At 62.5% G+C, this 14,769-nt stretch carries 14 protein-coding genes and 1 other RNA gene; 14 read left to right on the forward strand and 1 reads right to left on the reverse strand.

Translation table 11 applies throughout. The features are described from left to right. The first annotated feature begins 108 nt into the window (after positions 1-108). From ACX82Z_RS03520 to rnpB, 5 genes are all read left to right on the forward strand, one after another. Positions 109-297 (forward strand): hypothetical protein, encoded by a 189-nt coding sequence (locus ACX82Z_RS03520; protein ID WP_459586767.1) that lies wholly within the window; start codon positions 109-111, stop codon positions 295-297. 105 nt (positions 298-402) lie between these two features. Continuing rightward, complete coding sequence (locus ACX82Z_RS03525) at positions 403-1,113, forward strand: TerB family tellurite resistance protein (RefSeq protein WP_459586768.1); 711 nt, start codon at positions 403-405, stop codon at positions 1,111-1,113. Continuing rightward, positions 1,110-1,880, forward strand: coding sequence for an N-acetylmuramoyl-L-alanine amidase (locus ACX82Z_RS03530; protein WP_459586769.1), 771 nt, complete (start codon positions 1,110-1,112; stop codon positions 1,878-1,880). The genes ACX82Z_RS03525 and ACX82Z_RS03530 overlap by 4 nt, the downstream gene beginning before the upstream one ends. A gap of 254 nt (positions 1,881-2,134) precedes the next feature. Beyond that, on the forward strand, positions 2,135-2,620 hold the full coding sequence (locus ACX82Z_RS03535; protein ID WP_459911607.1) for a lytic transglycosylase domain-containing protein: 486 nt from the start codon (positions 2,135-2,137) through the stop codon (positions 2,618-2,620). Positions 2,621-2,666: 46 nt separating this feature from the next. Beyond that, an RNA gene (gene rnpB, locus ACX82Z_RS03540) (RNase P RNA component class A) lies at positions 2,667-3,058 on the forward strand. A 40-nt stretch (positions 3,059-3,098) separates the two neighbouring features. Here rnpB and ACX82Z_RS03545 read toward each other — a convergent pair. Beyond that, complete coding sequence (locus ACX82Z_RS03545; protein WP_459586770.1) at positions 3,099-4,214, reverse strand: cystathionine gamma-lyase; 1,116 nt, start codon at positions 4,212-4,214, stop codon at positions 3,099-3,101. Positions 4,215-4,615: 401 nt separating this feature from the next. On the opposite strand from ACX82Z_RS03545, the gene mraZ reads away from it, so the two are divergent. The 9 genes from mraZ to ftsW are packed head-to-tail and all read left to right on the forward strand — an operon-like array spanning position 4,616 to position 14,769. Next, a complete protein-coding gene (gene mraZ / locus ACX82Z_RS03550; protein ID WP_459911608.1) occupies positions 4,616-5,074 on the forward strand; it encodes a division/cell wall cluster transcriptional repressor MraZ in 459 nt (152 codons plus the stop codon). Beyond that, positions 5,071-6,093, forward strand: a complete 1,023-nt coding sequence (gene rsmH / locus ACX82Z_RS03555; RefSeq protein ID WP_459586771.1) for a 16S rRNA (cytosine(1402)-N(4))-methyltransferase RsmH — start codon at positions 5,071-5,073, stop codon at positions 6,091-6,093. The genes mraZ and rsmH overlap by 4 nt, the downstream gene beginning before the upstream one ends. Position 6,094: 1 nt before the next feature. Continuing rightward, on the forward strand, positions 6,095-6,451 hold the full coding sequence (gene ftsL, locus ACX82Z_RS03560) for a cell division protein FtsL (RefSeq protein WP_459586772.1): 357 nt from the start codon (positions 6,095-6,097) through the stop codon (positions 6,449-6,451). Beyond that, positions 6,448-8,172: a peptidoglycan D,D-transpeptidase FtsI family protein gene (locus tag ACX82Z_RS03565; protein ID WP_459586773.1), complete on the forward strand. Its 1,725-nt coding sequence runs from the start codon at positions 6,448-6,450 to the stop codon at positions 8,170-8,172. Before ftsL ends, ACX82Z_RS03565 begins: the two co-directional genes overlap by 4 nt. Positions 8,173-8,221: 49 nt before the next feature. After that, positions 8,222-9,673: a UDP-N-acetylmuramoyl-L-alanyl-D-glutamate--2,6-diaminopimelate ligase gene (locus ACX82Z_RS03570; protein ID WP_459586774.1), complete on the forward strand. Its 1,452-nt coding sequence runs from the start codon at positions 8,222-8,224 to the stop codon at positions 9,671-9,673. After that, a complete protein-coding gene (locus ACX82Z_RS03575; protein ID WP_459586775.1) occupies positions 9,670-11,109 on the forward strand; it encodes a UDP-N-acetylmuramoylalanyl-D-glutamyl-2,6-diaminopimelate--D-alanyl-D-alanine ligase in 1,440 nt (479 codons plus the stop codon). Before ACX82Z_RS03570 ends, ACX82Z_RS03575 begins: the two co-directional genes overlap by 4 nt. Positions 11,110-11,124: 15 nt before the next feature. Continuing rightward, the gene (gene mraY / locus ACX82Z_RS03580; protein WP_459586776.1) at positions 11,125-12,207 is read left to right on the forward strand and encodes a phospho-N-acetylmuramoyl-pentapeptide-transferase; all 1,083 of its coding nucleotides are present in this window, start codon (positions 11,125-11,127) and stop codon (positions 12,205-12,207) included. Positions 12,208-12,211: 4 nt separating this feature from the next. After that, positions 12,212-13,615: a UDP-N-acetylmuramoyl-L-alanine--D-glutamate ligase gene (gene murD, locus ACX82Z_RS03585; protein ID WP_459586777.1), complete on the forward strand. Its 1,404-nt coding sequence runs from the start codon at positions 12,212-12,214 to the stop codon at positions 13,613-13,615. Next, the gene (gene ftsW / locus ACX82Z_RS03590) at positions 13,612-14,769 is read left to right on the forward strand and encodes a putative lipid II flippase FtsW (protein WP_459586778.1); all 1,158 of its coding nucleotides are present in this window, start codon (positions 13,612-13,614) and stop codon (positions 14,767-14,769) included. Before murD ends, ftsW begins: the two co-directional genes overlap by 4 nt.

Below are 14,769 nucleotides of genomic sequence, written 5' to 3' on the forward strand. Positions count from 1 at the left end.
CTGTAACATGGAGTCACTCAACGTTATGAAACGATAGAGGGAACGAGGCATTTCTATCTCGAACGTCCGCTAAGGCGGGCGACGAAAGAGAGAGAAGGAGAAATTCAAATGAAGAAGATCATTCTTGCTTCGGTTTCCGGTATCGCTCTGATGGGCCTTGCGGCCTGCACGGATGCGGATGAAGCCAACCAGGGTGTCGACACGGCGCCGCCCCCGGCGACGATGGACGATCCGGCAGCGGCTCCGTCTGAACCGGCTCCGGCTGATGGCGGCATGGCTCCGGCCCCCGCTCAGTAAGTCGGTAGTACTAGAGTACCTTAAGGGGTCGGCTTTGCCGGCCCCTTTCGTTTGCAGCTTTGCCGGGGGTCGCCAAGCTGCATTTTTCTCCTTACAGATGGTGCAATGTCGATCTGGTTTCGCCTTGGAGATTTCGTTTCCCGCGTATCCACCACGGCGGTCACGTCGCTGGTGGACAGCATCCGCTCGATCTTCGCCACCAATCCTGAATTGCGTCAACGCGTCGCGTTTTCCGTCGCCATGATCGCGCTTTCGGCGAAGATGGCGAAAGCGGACGGCGTCGTCACCGAGCGCGAGGTGAGGGCGTTTCAGGAAATTTTCGAAATTCCGGAGGATGAGGCTCGAAACGTTTCGCGTCTTTACAATCTTGCCAAGCAGGACATCGCCGGTTTCGACGCCTATGCGCGCCAGATGGCCGCGCTTTGCGGTTCGGGCAAGCCGAACTGCGCCCTTCTCGAAGATATTCTCGACGGCTTGTTCCACATCGCCAAAGCGGACGGCTATATCCATGAGCGTGAATTGACGTTTTTGGCCGAGATCGCCTCGATCTTCGAGATCGACGAGATGCATTTCGAGCGCATCGTGGCACGCCACACATTCGGTGCGGAAAGCGACCCTTATCAGGTGCTGGGTGTCCCGACTGACATGCCGTTCGATGAAATCAAGCGCGCCTACCGCAAGATCGTCGCGGAGAACCATCCCGACAGGCTCATCGGGCGCGGCGTTCCCGAAGAGTTCGTCGCAATCGCGACCACGCGTCTGGCCACCATCAATGCGGCATTCGAGATGATCGAACAGCGGCAGGTTCACGCATGACGGGTTTCGTCTGCGACTATTGTGCCGCCGAGCCTCGTGTTTCACCGAATTTCGGCCCGCGCCCCGACGCAGCCCAGATCGACAGCCTGATCATCCACTACACAGGCATGCCGACCGGCGAGGGCGCGGAAGCCCGGCTTTGCGACACCGAAAGCGCCGTGTCCTCGCATTACATCATTCATGAAGACGGACGCGTCGTGCAGATGGTACGCGAGGCGGATCGCGCTTGGCATGCGGGCCAGTCATTCTGGCGCGGATGCCGTGACATGAATTCGTGCTCGATCGGGATCGAGATCGTCAATCCCGGACATGATGGCGGGTTGCCCGATTTCCCGGACGTTCAGATCGACGCGGTCATCGCGCTTTGCGGCGACATTCTTTCCCGGCACTCGATCGTTTCGGAGCGCGTGCTGGCACATTCGGATGTGGCACCTGGTCGCAAGATCGATCCCGGCGAGCGGTTTCCCTGGGACCGGCTCGCCGCTGCCGGTATCGGACATCACGTCGATCCGGGTTCAGTTCAAGGCGGTCGATTTCTGGCGGCAGGTGATCAGGGCGAGCCGGTCGAGGCGCTGCAATCCATGCTGGCGCTTTATGGCTATGACGTTGAAATAAATTCCGTTTTCGACCCGCAGACACATCGTGTCGTCGAGGCGTTTCAGCGCCATTTTCGTCAAAAGCGGGTTGATGGCGTTGCCGACCGATCGACGATCGAAACGCTTCATCGCCTGCTTTCGACGCTGCCATCGGGCCTCGCCACGCGCTGAAGCCGCGTTGCAGGGCGATATTCATTGTGATTGGCCGGGTCATTTTTGAGACCCGTTCGACTTCCATCAGATGCCCGTCCAGACGGCGCGGGTTTTCGGCTCGCGTCAAAAAAACCAACCAGACCGCGCGTTCAGTGCGGCATCATTCGAACGGGTAATTCATGAACAAACTGACCGTTGCGGCGGTGGCTCTTGCCGCCGGAGTGACCTGCTTTGCGCCGATTTCCATGGCGCGGTCCGGCGACAACGCACCAATGCCTCCCGGCCCGCCCGCAAAGACCGACCTTCCGGGCGTCGATCCGACGACGACGGGTGCTATTGCGTCCACCGACACTGCCGGGAAGAAGAAAGCGGCAGCGGTCACGAACGGGCAGTTTTCACAGATCATATCGAAATACGCGACCGAACACGGGGTTCCCGCTTCACTTGCGCATGCGGTCATTCAGGTGGAAAGCAATTTCCGGCCGAACGTGACGGGGCGTGCCGGTGAAGTCGGCCTCATGCAGATCAAGCCCGCGACGGCTCGGATGATGGGCTATTCCGGCAGCGCCAAGGGCCTTTACGATCCCGAGGTCAACATTCGCTATGGAATGAAGTATCTGGCCATGGCGCAGTCCGTCGGCGACGGGACCACCTGCGGCACCATCCTGAAATACAACGCAGGACATGCGGCCAAGCGCATGAACCCGATCTCGGCGAATTATTGCGCCAAGGTTCAGCGTATTATCGGCGGTGCCTGACCCTCACGCCTTGCGTTTTTGACGCCGCCAGCCTTTATACGCGCTGTCAGTCGGCTGGGCGGCCGCTTCGCGCAACGCGCGGGGAGGAAAGTCCGGGCTCCACGGAAAAACGGTGCCGGCTAACGGCCGGCGGGGGCGACCCCAGGGAAAGTGCAACAGAGAGCAGACCGCCTCGTTCTTCGGAGCGAGGCAAGGGTGAAAGGGTGGGGTAAGAGCCCACCGCGCTGCCGGTAACGGGAGCGGCATGGTAAACCCCACCGGGAGCAAAACCGAATAGGGGCGGCGTGAGGGGCAACCTTCAGGGCTTTTCCGGTCCGGCCGTCCGGGTTGGTTGCTTGAGGCGCATCGCAAGATGCGTCCCAGAGGAATGGTCGCCACGTTCTTGCGCCGCAAGGCGCAAGGGCCATACAGAACCCGGCTTACAGGCCGACTGACGCTTTTATTTCAAGTGCTTGCACGCAAAGCGCGAAGTTTCGATTCAACGCCGCGCGGCGTCGAGCGAGGCTTCGATCGCGCGCCAAAGTTCGGCTACCGGTTCGCAGCCAACCGAAAGGCGCACGAAGCCCGGCGCGACCGCGTCACCCCAGCGTGCGCGCCGCTCGGCGGACGAGTGAACGCCGCCGAATGACGTCGCCGGCTGGAGATATTCGCAACCGTCGATGAAGGCTTCCGCCTTGGTTTCGTTTTCCAGCGTCAGTCCGATCAGAAAGCCGAAGCGCAGCATCTGCGCGCGTGCCAGATTGTGCGAAGGATCGCTGCTGAGGCCCGGATAGCGCAATGCGGCCACATCGTCACGCGCGGCGAGCTTTTCGGCAATGAATTCAGCGCTATCGCACATGCGCTGGAAGCGAACGTCGAGCGTTTCCAGTCCGCGATGGAGCTGCCACGCCTCGAAGGGGCCGGGAATGCCGCCGGCAAGCTTTCGCCAGTCGGAAACCGCCGTCATGATCTCGCTGTCGCGGCTTGCGACATGTCCGAAAAGCGCGTCGGAATGACCGTTCGGGGCTTTCGTGTCCGACGCGACGACGATGTCGACGCCGAAATCGAGCGGGCGCTGGCCGAGTGGCGTCATCGTGGTGTTATCGGCAACGACGATCGCACCCGCTGCGTGGGCGGCCTCGACCACCGCCGCGATGTCGCAAAGGTCCAGTCCGGGATTTGCTGGCGTCTCGATGAAGACGAGACGATAGCCGTCGAAGCCGCCATCGAGGAAGGTGGCCGTGGGGCGCAGATCGAAGGTGACGCCGAGCCGGGTCAAAAAGCGTTCAGTCAGGACACGCGTCGTGTAATAGCCGTCCGAGGGAAGCAGGATCTTGTCGCCGGCTTTCAGGATGGCGAAGAAACTGGCCGCGATCGCCGCCATTCCCGATGGGAAGCCGAGGGCCGGCGCGTCTTCCAGATGCGACAGCATTTCCTCGACCGATTCCCAGGTGTCGTTCGAAAAGCGGCCATATTGCGCGAAACCGGCGGGCGCGCCGGGCAGATGAAACATCGACGCCATGGTCAGCGGAAGCGCGACCGGATCGCCCTTCTTCAGCTTTGCGCTACGCAGGTGGGAAAGGGCGGCGGTGCGTCGTGCGCTGTCTTCGAACATCTTCAATTCCTTGGCTGCCAACGGGCGTCAACCTAGAGCCGGCGCCGCACTCCCGCAACGACGCTTTTGTGCCTGTCGACAAGTTGCTCCGGGTCGCGTGCGGTAAGATTTCATTAGTCTTAATCGATCATAAACGAGAGTGGTTCGATGGCTCCTGAAACGGGCTTTGGAACAAGCTTAGCCCGTTCAATCCCGTTGACGCCCATAGTGGCCCATGATAACCCTTGAAGCACATTCAGTCGTCGTTCCAGTACACGTTCCAGCGTCCATCAACACCGGGGCCACGGGCTTGGCGTTCGGATGCTGTCTGCAATCTGGCGGCGCGGATGCGTCGAGAGGGGAGAGCAATTTTTGGGCGATCGGGCGCGCCATTTCAGCGCAATCAGGCGGCAGGCCGCATGATGGATCGCTTTCTTTCCAGTGCCATGAACAGGATCGACGCGAAGGGCCGCGTTTCCGTTCCGGCGCATTTCCGCTCCGTCGTTCAAAAGCGTGGCTATTCGGACCTTTATGCGCTTCGTGCGCTGGACGTTCCGGCGCTCGATGTGGGCGGGCCGGATTTGCTGGACCGCTACGAGGAGCGCATCGCGCTGGAGGACCCGTTCCTGCAGACGGCGGACGACATGTCCTTCTTTTGTCATGGGGACGGCGCGTTCCTGAAGCTCGACCAGGACGGGCGCATCACGGTGACCGATTTCCTGCGCGAACATACCGGTATCCAGACCGAGGTCGCTTTTGTCGGGCGCGGGACTTTCTTTCAGATGTGGGAGCCTTCGCGCCTGAAGGCGCATGGAGAGGCGGTGCGGGCGCGGCTTTTGAAACTGAGGCAATCCGCGCGCGCTCAGGGAGTTTCGGAATGATGGCGGGTCACGGCGACATGGGCGCCGGTGGCGGACCGGCCCGCCACATTCCGGTTCTTCTGCCCGAAGTGCTTGCCGCACTCGAAGTGCGTTCCGGCGAGACCATCATCGACGGGACATTCGGCGCTGGCGGATATACGCGCGCAATTCTCGAAGGTGGCGCAAATGTCGTCGCGATCGATCGCGATCCGACCGCGATTGTGGCGGGCAAGGCGATGGAAACGGAGTTCGACGGCCGCTTGCGGCTCGTCGAGGGGCCGTTCTCGCAGCTCGACGCCTATGTCGAGGAGAAAGTCGACGGCGTCGTCCTCGACATCGGCGTCTCGTCCATGCAGATCGACGAGGCGGATCGCGGCTTTTCTTTCCGAAACGATGGGCCGCTCGACATGCGCATGTCGGGCAGGGGGATGAGCGCGGTCGACATCGTCAACACCTACAAGATCGGCGATCTGGCGCGTGTCTTCGGCTTTCTCGGCGAGGAGCGGCAGGCCGGGCGCATCGCCCGCATGATCGAAGACAAGCGCTCGCGCCGGCCATTCACGCGCACGCTTGAACTGGCCGACGCGATCCAGACGCTGGTCGGGCGCGGGCCGAAAGACAAGATCCATCCGGCCACGCGCGTTTTTCAGGCGCTGCGCATCCACGTCAATGATGAACTGGGTGAACTCGCGCGTGCGCTTCTGGCGGCCGAGCGAGCCTTGAAGCCGGGCGGGCGGCTGGTCGTCGTCACGTTCCATTCGCTGGAAGATCGTATCGTCAAGCGCTTCATCGCCGACCGCGCCGGCAAGGCATCGGGTTCCCGGCATCTGCCCGAGGCGCACCACATCGAGCCCACATTCACGCAGGCCGGCAAAGTCGTGGCGGCGAGCGATGCGGAGGCGGATGTCAATCCGCGCGCGCGCTCGGCCAAGCTGCGCGCGGCGGTTCGTAATGCCGTGCCGCCCCGTCGCGCCGATTTTTCACTGTTCGGTCTACCAAAACTGCCATCGGTCGGCAGCGACGCCGAGGAGGCGGTCTGACATGTTTCGCACCACCGACATCGTTCTCATCGTCGTCATGGTCTCGGCCGCGGCCTTTACCTACAAGACCAAGCACGACGCCGAAAACCATCTTGCCGAGGCAAGGCGGCTGCAAAGCCAGATCACGTTCGAGCGGGATTCCATCGACGTTCTGCACGCGGACTGGAGCCTGCTCACGCAGCCTTCACGGCTCCAGAAGCTGACGGACAATTTCCGCGACGAACTGAAGCTTTATCCGGTGCAGCCCTGGCAGTTCGCGACCGTTTCGGAACTGACGCGGCGACCGCTGGCCATCGAAGACCTGATCGCCGGCGACGGCTTGATCGACGAAACCGCAACGGGGAGCATCATGCAATGAGGATCGTCAGCCGGATTTCCTCCATGCTCAAGCGATCCACCCGCAAGGCGGACGACGAAAGCATCGTCCTCGACGGCGCGCGCAAGCGCTCCGGCGGCTCTACGCGGGCGCGTATGGCGATCACCTTTGCGCTGTTCATGGGCGTTTACGGGGTGATCGGCGGCCGTCTCGTCTATCTCGGCCTCGAAGACCTGCCCGCAGGCGGCCCACCGCCCTCCCGCGTGACGGCCAACCGGCCAGACATCGTCGATCGGAATGGAATGGTACTGGCGACCGACATCAAGTCGGCTTCGCTCTATGCCGAGCCGCGCAGGATTGTCGATCCGAACGAGGCGATCGAGAAGCTGCGCACGGTTCTGCCCGACCTCGACTACAACCGCACCTATCAGCGACTTTCCACGGAAGCCGGTTTCGTGTGGCTGCGTCGGCAATTGTCGCCCCGTCAGCAGGCCGACATCATGGCGCTCGGCATTCCCGGCGTTGGTTTCCGCACCGAAAAGAAACGCTTTTATCCCGGCGGTGCGACCGCGTCGCACGTCCTCGGCCTTGTCAATGTCGACAATCGCGGCACGGCGGGCATGGAGAAATATATCGACGATCAGGGCCTCGCCGATCTTCAGGCGAGCGGGCTTGCGATCGCCGGCGATCTTTCCCCGGTCCAGCTTTCCATCGATCTTCGCATCCAGCACATCGTTCATGACGAACTGGTGCAGGCGATGGAGAAATACGACGCGATCGCAGCCGGCGCCGTCGTCCTCAACGCCAAGACGGGCGAAGTCGTCGCGATGGCCTCGCTGCCCGACTACGATCCCAACAATCCGTATAATGCGCTCGAAAAGGACCGCCTCAACCGCATGTCGGCGGGCGTGTTCGAAATGGGGTCCACCTTCAAAGGCTTCACGACCGCGATGGCGCTCGATTCGGGTCTGGTCAAGCTGACGGACCGGTTCGACGCGACCGCGCCGATCCGCATCGGCGGGCATACAATCCGCGACTTTCATGGCAAGGGCCGCGTGCTGACCGTGCCGGAGATTTTTCTTTATTCATCCAATATCGGCACGGCACGCATGGTCGATGTCCTCGGGATCGAGGGCCATCGGAATTATCTCAAGCAACTCGGCTTGCTCGATCGCATGACGACCGAGCTGCCCGAGGTCGCGCGCCCGACCGAACCGGCGACGTGGAAGAAGATCAACTCGATTACGATCTCTTTCGGTCACGGCGTTGCGACGACGCCCTTGCAGACGGCAGTTGCAGCGGCAGCCGTCCTCAACGGTGGGCAATTGATCAACCCGACCTTCCTGCCGCGTTCGCAGCAACAGGCGATGGGTTCGGCTCTTCAAGTGCTCAAGCCTACGACCAGTGATCAGATGCGCTATCTTTTCCGCTACAATGTGGAAAACGGTTCGGGCCGCCGAGCCGAGGTGCCGGGCTATTTCGTCGGTGGAAAAACCGGTACGGCCGAGAAGGTCGTCAATGGCCGCTATGTGAGCGGCGTGCGCTTCAACGCGTTCATCGCCGGCTTCCCGCTGACCGATCCCGAATATGTCGTTTTGACGATCATCGACGAGCCGAAGCCCGAGAAGCCGGGGCAGGGCGCAACCGCCGGCCTCAACGCTGCGCCGATGGCGGGAAACATTGTGCGCCGCTCGGCCTCACTTCTTGGCGTCAGGCCAGATTTCAGCCATGAAAGTGGGGCTTTGCTCGCCGCCTATCAGTGATTCCGGCTTGCGGCCCAATGGCCGCCGGCACCCATCCGATTGGAAACGCATGAAACTTGCCGACCTCGCAACCGCCCAAACCGTCGTTCCGTCCGAAGCGGGCGCGATCGAGGTGACGGGCTTCGCGCTCGATTCGCGCAAGGTCGAGCCGGGTTTCGTATTTGCAGCGTTGCAAGGCTCCAAGGCGAGCGGCGCTGATTTTGTTGCCGACGCAGTCGCGCGCGGGGCGAGCGCGGTCATTGCCGATCCCGGTTCGAGTGTGACGACGGATGTGCCCGTCATCCGTTCCGATGACCCGCGCCGGTCGCTCTCGCTGGCGCTCGCGGCTTTTTACGGCGCGCAGCCGGAAACGATGGTTGCGGTGACCGGCACCGCCGGGAAAACGTCGGTCGCCAGCTTCACGCGGCAGATCTGGGAGCAGGCGGGCGAAGTGGCCGCCAGCATCGGCACAACAGGCGTAACCTCGCCGAAATTCAACGAATACGGCTCCCTGACGACGCCCGATCCGGTGGCGCTGCACCAGCTTCTGAAACGGCTTGCCGAGGATGGCGTGACACATGCGGCGATGGAAGCGTCGAGCCACGGGCTCGAGCAGCGCCGCCTCGACGGGGTGAAACTGGCGGCGGCCGGTTTCACCAATCTTGGCCGCGACCACATGGATTACCATCCGACGATGGACGAATATTTCGCCGCCAAAATGCGAATTTTCGACACGTTGATGCAAAAATCCGGGCCGGCGATCGTCTTTGCAGACGATGCATGGTCGGCACGCGCGATCGAAGCGGGCAAAAGAGCCGGGCTGGAGGTTCTGACCGTCGGACGCGCCGGTTCATTTCTCGAACTGAAGCGCGTCGAGCATGAGCGCCACCGCCAGCGCACCGAGCTTTGCCATGAGGGGCGGATTTACGAAATCGACCTACCTTTGGCGGGCGACTTCCAGATTTCGAACGCGCTCGTGGCGGCCGGCCTTGCCATCGCGACGGGAACGCCGGCAGCAGTCGCGCTTGGCGCGTTGCGCAAGCTGAAGGGAGCGTCCGGGCGGCTCGAACTCGTCGGCACGACGGGCGAGGGGTCGCCGGTCTATGTCGACTACGCGCACAAGCCCGAGGCACTGGAAAACGTGCTGTCGGCCGTGCGGCCCTTCACCACCGGGCGCGTGCTCGTGGTCTTTGGTTGCGGCGGCGACCGTGATAGGGGCAAGCGCCCGATCATGGGCGAGATCGCGTCCCGCCTCGCCGATTTGGTGATCGTGACGGACGACAATCCGCGCTCCGAGGAACCGGCGTCGATCCGCGCAGCGATCATGGAAGCGGCCCCGAAGGCAACCGAAATCGGCGACCGCCGACAAGCGATCCGTGAAGCTGTCGCGATGCTGCGCAAGGGCGACACGCTGATCGTCGCCGGTAAAGGACACGAGGAAGGGCAGACCATCGGCGACACGACGCTGCCCTTTTCCGATCATGACGAGGTGCGGGCGGCGCTGAAGGAGAATGCAGCATGAGCCCGCTTTGGACCGGAACCGATCTTGCCTCCGCAATGGCGGGGCGGCCTGTCGGCACGATGCCGCCGAGCGTGACGGGCATTGCCATCGACAGCCGCACGCTAAAGCCGGGTGACGCGTTTTTCGCCATCAAGGGCGACCAGTTCGACGGGCACGATTTTGCGACCGCAGCGATCAAGGCCGGCGCGAGCCTTCTGGTCGTCCAGGAAAACAAGCTGCCCGCTCTGGGCCGCCTCAATATCCCGCTGATCGTCGTGCCTGACGTGCTCGACGCGCTCGTTGCGACAGGTATAGCGGCCCGCGCACGGTCCAAGGCGAAGATCATTGCCGTCACCGGTTCGGCGGGCAAGACGAGCACCAAGGAAGGCCTGCGCACGGCATTGTCGGCGGTTGGCACAGTCCACGCGTCGGACAAGTCCTTCAACAATCATTGGGGTGTGCCGCTGACGCTCGCCCGCATGCCGGCCGAAATCGATTATGCGGTGTTCGAGATCGGCATGAACCATCCCGGCGAAATTCGTCCGCTGGTGAAGATGGTTCGCCCGCACATCGCGATCGTGACGATGATCGCCGCCGCGCATCTCGGCTTCTTCAAGGACATCGAGGAGATCGCCGCCGCGAAAGCCGAGATCTTCGAAGGTGTCGAGCCGGGAGGGCATGCGCTTCTCAACCGCGACGACGTGCATTTCAAGCAGCTTGAAAAGGCGGCGCGCGACGCAGGCGTCGAAAATGTCTGGGGATTCGGCGAGCACTCGCGCGCGACGTTCAAGCTCGTGAAGACGAAGCTTTTTGCGGACGGATCGGCTTTCACCGCCCAGATGGCGGGCGAGGAACTGGTCGCCAAGATCGGCGCGCCCGGAAGGCACATGGTGCAGAACGCGGTCGCGGTGCTCGCTGCATCCTATCTTGCGGGTGCGGATATGGCACGCGCGTCCCACGCGCTTGCAGATTTGCGACCGGAGGATGGGCGCGGCGCGCGCCATCGCCTCCAGCAGGGCAAGGGTTCCTTCGTCCTGATCGACGAAAGCTACAACGCCAACCCGGCTTCCATTCGCGCAGCGATGGACGTGTTGCAGGCGACGGAAGTCGGTGGCCACGGTCGCCGCATCGCCGTTCTGGGCGATATGCTTGAACTTGGCGAGCACTCGCGCGCGCTTCATGCCGAACTCGCCGAAACCATCGATCCGGCGGCGACCGGGATCGTTCTTCTGGTCGGACCCGAAATGAAGACGCTGGCGGCGGCCTTGCCCGATACGATCCGCGTCGAGCATCGCGACAGCGTTGCCGAACTTCAGGACGTGCTGACCGGCATGGTGCGTGCCGGCGACGTCGTCATGATCAAGTCGTCGAAGAGCATTGGCGCCTCAAAGCTCGTCACAGCCTTGCGCGATATGTTCCCGGCAGCCGAAACACATCCGCAGCGCGAAAACGCCTAGGAGACAGGACCCAACATGTTGATGCTTCTCGTAGCGCTGGCGGATCAGGTCTCGGCCTTCAACGTCTTCCGCTACATCACCTTCCGGACGGGCGGCGCGCTCATCACCTCCGCGCTCATCGTCTTCATCTTCGGGCCGATGATCATCGATGCGCTGCGCATCCGGCAGGGCCGTGGTCAGCCGATCCGCGCGGACGGGCCGCAGACGCATTTCAAGAAGGCCGGCACGCCGACCATGGGCGGGCTGATGATGCTGACGGGTATCGTCGGTGCATCGCTCCTGTGGGCCAATCTGGGCTCGGTTTACGTCTGGGTCGTTCTGTTCGTCACGCTCGGTTTCGGCGCGATCGGCTTTTACGACGACTATCTCAAGGTCACGAAGCAGTCGCATATGGGCTATTCGGGCAAGGCCCGGCTTGCTGCCGAATTCTTCATCGCGGGCATTGCGACCTTTGTCATCATGAATGTTGGAGACTCGCCGTTTTCCTCGTCGCTGACCTTCCCGTTCTTCAAGGATTTCCTTCTCAATCTCGGCTGGTTCTTCATTCCCTTCGCCGCCTTCGTGATCGTCGGCGCTGGCAATGCGGTGAACCTGACGGACGGTCTCGACGGTCTCGCCATCGTGCCGGTCATGGTCGCGGCTGCCGCTTTCGGCGTCATCGCATATCTGTCGGGTAACGCTGTCTTCGCCGACTACCTCCAGATCCATTTCGTAACGGGAACAGGCGAACTCGCCGTCATTCTCGGCGCGGTCATCGGTGCCGGCCTTGGCTTCCTCTGGTTCAACGCGCCGCCCGCCGCCATCTTCATGGGCGACACCGGATCGCTGGCGCTCGGCGGCCTGATCGGCGCGATCGCGGTCGCCACCAAACACGAGATCGTGCTTGCCATCATCGGCGGTCTGTTCGTCATGGAGGCACTGTCGGTCATCATTCAGGTCGGCTGGTTCAAGCTGACCGGAAAGCGCGTGTTCCTGATGGCGCCGATCCATCACCATTTCGAAAAGCTCGGCTGGACGGAAAGCCAGGTCGTGATCCGGTTCTGGATCATCGCCGTGATCCTGGCGCTCGTCGGCCTTTCCTCGCTGAAGTTGAGGTAGAGGCATGATCGCTGCCCGCTCCTTCGCAAACAAACGCGTCGCGCTTTTCGGCCTTGGCGGCTCGGGCGTGGCGACCGCGCGTGCGCTAGTGGAGGGCGGGGCGGACGTCACGGCGTTCGACGACAATCCCGACAGCGTTGCGAAGGCGGAAGCTGCGGGCATTCCCACTGGCGATCTGCGGAAGATCGACTGGTCGAGCGTGTCGAGTCTTGTCCTTGCACCGGGCGTGCCGCTGACCCATCCGAAGCCGCACTGGACGGTCGATCTGGCGCGTGCCGCCGGCGTCGAGATCATCGGCGATATCGAGATTTTTGCCCGCGAACGCCGTGCGACCGTTCCGAATGCGCCGTTCATCGCGATCACGGGCACAAACGGGAAGTCGACCACCACAGCGCTCATCGCGCATCTTCTGCGCCATGCCGGACGAGACGCGCAGATGGGCGGCAATATCGGCAAGGCGGTGATGACGCTCGACCCGATCGCGCTCGAAAGGCACTACGTCATCGAGTGTTCGTCCTATCAGATTGAGCTTGCGCCATCGCTGGACCCGAGCATCGGCATCCTTCTTAATTTGACGCCGGACCACCTCGATCGCCACGGTACGATGCAGCGCTATGCATCGATCAAGGAAAAGCTCGTCGCGGGAAGCGACCACGCCGTCATCGGCATCGACGATATCCATAGCGAAGACATCGCCCGGCGGCTCGAAAACGCCGGTTACGACGTCGCGCGGATTTCCAAGCGCACGGGGCTCGATACTGGCCTGTTCGCCAAGGATGGCGAGCTCTTCATCGCTTCCGGTGGCGTGCGGCGCGCGTTCGGATCGCTCGACGGCATCGGCACGCTGCGCGGCCAGCACAATGCGCAAAACGCGCTGGCGGCGATCGCGGCATGTCTCGAACTCGGTCTCGGCGAGGAAGAGATTTTCGAGGGGCTGAAGAGCTTTCCTGGCCTCGCGCATCGTATGGAACTCGTCGGTCATCAGGGACGCGTCCTGTTCGTCAACGATTCCAAAGCGACCAACGCCGAAGCGGCTGCGCCTGCGCTGGCAAGCTTCGGCGACATCTACTGGATCGCCGGCGGCCTTCCCAAGGAAGGTGGCATCGAGGCCTTGCGCGGCTTCTTCCCGCGCGTGACGCGCGCCTACCTGATCGGTGAGGCCGCGCCCGTTTTCGCGGCAACGCTGGGCGACGCCGTTCCGTTCGAAATTTCTGGCGCGCTCGACGCAGCTATTCAACATGCGGCGCGCGATGCCGGCAGCGACGACGCGGCCGAACCCGTCGTGCTGCTCTCGCCGGCTTGCGCCAGTTTCGACCAGTTCAAAAACTTTGAAATTCGTGGCGATGCCTTTCGAAACGCTGCTCAGGCGCTCGACGGGTTTGTTTCTTACGAGGGGATATCGAGATGATCAGCCGCGTCGACCGCAGTCCCGTCGCGCAATGGTGGTGGACGATCGACCGCTGGTTCCTGGCGGCGTTTTTGGCGCTCATGGTTCTGGGTGTCGTCCTGTCATTTGCCGCCAGCCCGGCCGTAGCCGAGCGCATCGGGCTTTCCAGCTTCCATTTCGTCACGCGCCAGATCATTTTCATGATCCCGGCAGTGGGCGTGATGATCGGCGTTTCGTTTCTCTCTCCGCGAATGGTGCGGCGGCTGGCGCTCGTCATGCTGCTCGCCTCGCTGGCGGCGATGGTCATGGTCCTGTTCGTCGGCGCGGAGATCAAGGGGTCGCGGCGCTGGCTGCATATCGGCACCATGTCGTTCCAGCCTTCCGAATACATGAAGCCTGCCTTCGTCGTCATCTGCGCCTGGCTGTTTGCGGAACGGGCGCGCTCGAACGCGATACCGGGCAATCTTTTCGCCATGATGCTGCTCGGCGTCGTTCTGGCCCTCCTCGTCGCCCAGCCCGATCTTGGCCAGTCGATCCTCGTCGTGGCGACGTGGGGCGTCATGTTCTTTCTCGCGGGCCTGCCGTGGATCTGGATCGCCATTTTGGGCGGTCTTGCCATGACGCTCGGTCTTGGAGCCTATACGTCGTTCGACCACGTACGTGGGCGTATCGACCGCTTCCTGACCGGCGAAGGCGACACCTATCAGGTCGATATGGGACATGAGGCAATGGTGCGCGGTGGCTGGTTCGGGCAGGGGCCGGGCGAAGGATCGGTCAAGCGCATCCTTCCCGATAGCCACACCGATTTCGTCTTTGCCGTCGCAGCCGAGGAATTCGGCCTTATCCTGTGCCTGATCATCGCGGGTCTTTTCGCCTTCGTCGTCCTGCGCGGCATCGCGAAAGCATCGCGCCAGCCCGACGATTTCTCGCGCTTTGCGATCAGCGGGCTCGTCGCGCTGTTCGGCTTCCAGTCGATCATCAATATGGGCGTCAATCTCCAGCTTCTGCCGACGAAGGGCATGACGCTTCCGTTCATCTCATATGGTGGCTCGTCGCTTGTCGCGATCGCCATTTCCATGGGCATGGTGCTTGCTCTCTCGCGGCGCAAGCCGGAGCAGCGCAGCGTGCTTTCGGGGCGCGGGTTCGGGGCGCAGCCCCTGCCGGCGGCGGAATGA

The sequence above is a fragment of the Aliihoeflea sp. PC F10.4 genome (assembly GCF_054612275.1).

Excerpts from the sequence above, each read along its gene's own strand:
- ACX82Z_RS03520 (WP_459586767.1), top strand. The coding sequence starts at position 109 with ATGAAGAAGATCATTCTTGCTTCGGTTTCCGGTATCGCTCTGATGGGC.
- ACX82Z_RS03525 (WP_459586768.1), top strand. The coding sequence starts at position 403 with ATGTCGATCTGGTTTCGCCTTGGAGATTTCGTTTCCCGCGTATCCACC.
- ACX82Z_RS03530 (WP_459586769.1), top strand. The coding sequence starts at position 1,110 with ATGACGGGTTTCGTCTGCGACTATTGTGCCGCCGAGCCTCGTGTTTCA.
- ACX82Z_RS03535 (WP_459911607.1), top strand. The coding sequence starts at position 2,135 with ATGCCTCCCGGCCCGCCCGCAAAGACCGACCTTCCGGGCGTCGATCCG.
- ACX82Z_RS03545 (WP_459586770.1), bottom strand. The coding sequence starts at position 4,214 with ATGTTCGAAGACAGCGCACGACGCACCGCCGCCCTTTCCCACCTGCGT.
- mraZ (WP_459911608.1), top strand. The coding sequence starts at position 4,616 with ATGGATCGCTTTCTTTCCAGTGCCATGAACAGGATCGACGCGAAGGGC.
- rsmH (WP_459586771.1), top strand. The coding sequence starts at position 5,071 with ATGATGGCGGGTCACGGCGACATGGGCGCCGGTGGCGGACCGGCCCGC.
- ftsL (WP_459586772.1), top strand. The coding sequence starts at position 6,095 with ATGTTTCGCACCACCGACATCGTTCTCATCGTCGTCATGGTCTCGGCC.
- ACX82Z_RS03565 (WP_459586773.1), top strand. The coding sequence starts at position 6,448 with ATGAGGATCGTCAGCCGGATTTCCTCCATGCTCAAGCGATCCACCCGC.
- ACX82Z_RS03570 (WP_459586774.1), top strand. The coding sequence starts at position 8,222 with ATGAAACTTGCCGACCTCGCAACCGCCCAAACCGTCGTTCCGTCCGAA.
- ACX82Z_RS03575 (WP_459586775.1), top strand. The coding sequence starts at position 9,670 with ATGAGCCCGCTTTGGACCGGAACCGATCTTGCCTCCGCAATGGCGGGG.
- mraY (WP_459586776.1), top strand. The coding sequence starts at position 11,125 with ATGTTGATGCTTCTCGTAGCGCTGGCGGATCAGGTCTCGGCCTTCAAC.
- murD (WP_459586777.1), top strand. The coding sequence starts at position 12,212 with ATGATCGCTGCCCGCTCCTTCGCAAACAAACGCGTCGCGCTTTTCGGC.
- ftsW (WP_459586778.1), top strand. The coding sequence starts at position 13,612 with ATGATCAGCCGCGTCGACCGCAGTCCCGTCGCGCAATGGTGGTGGACG.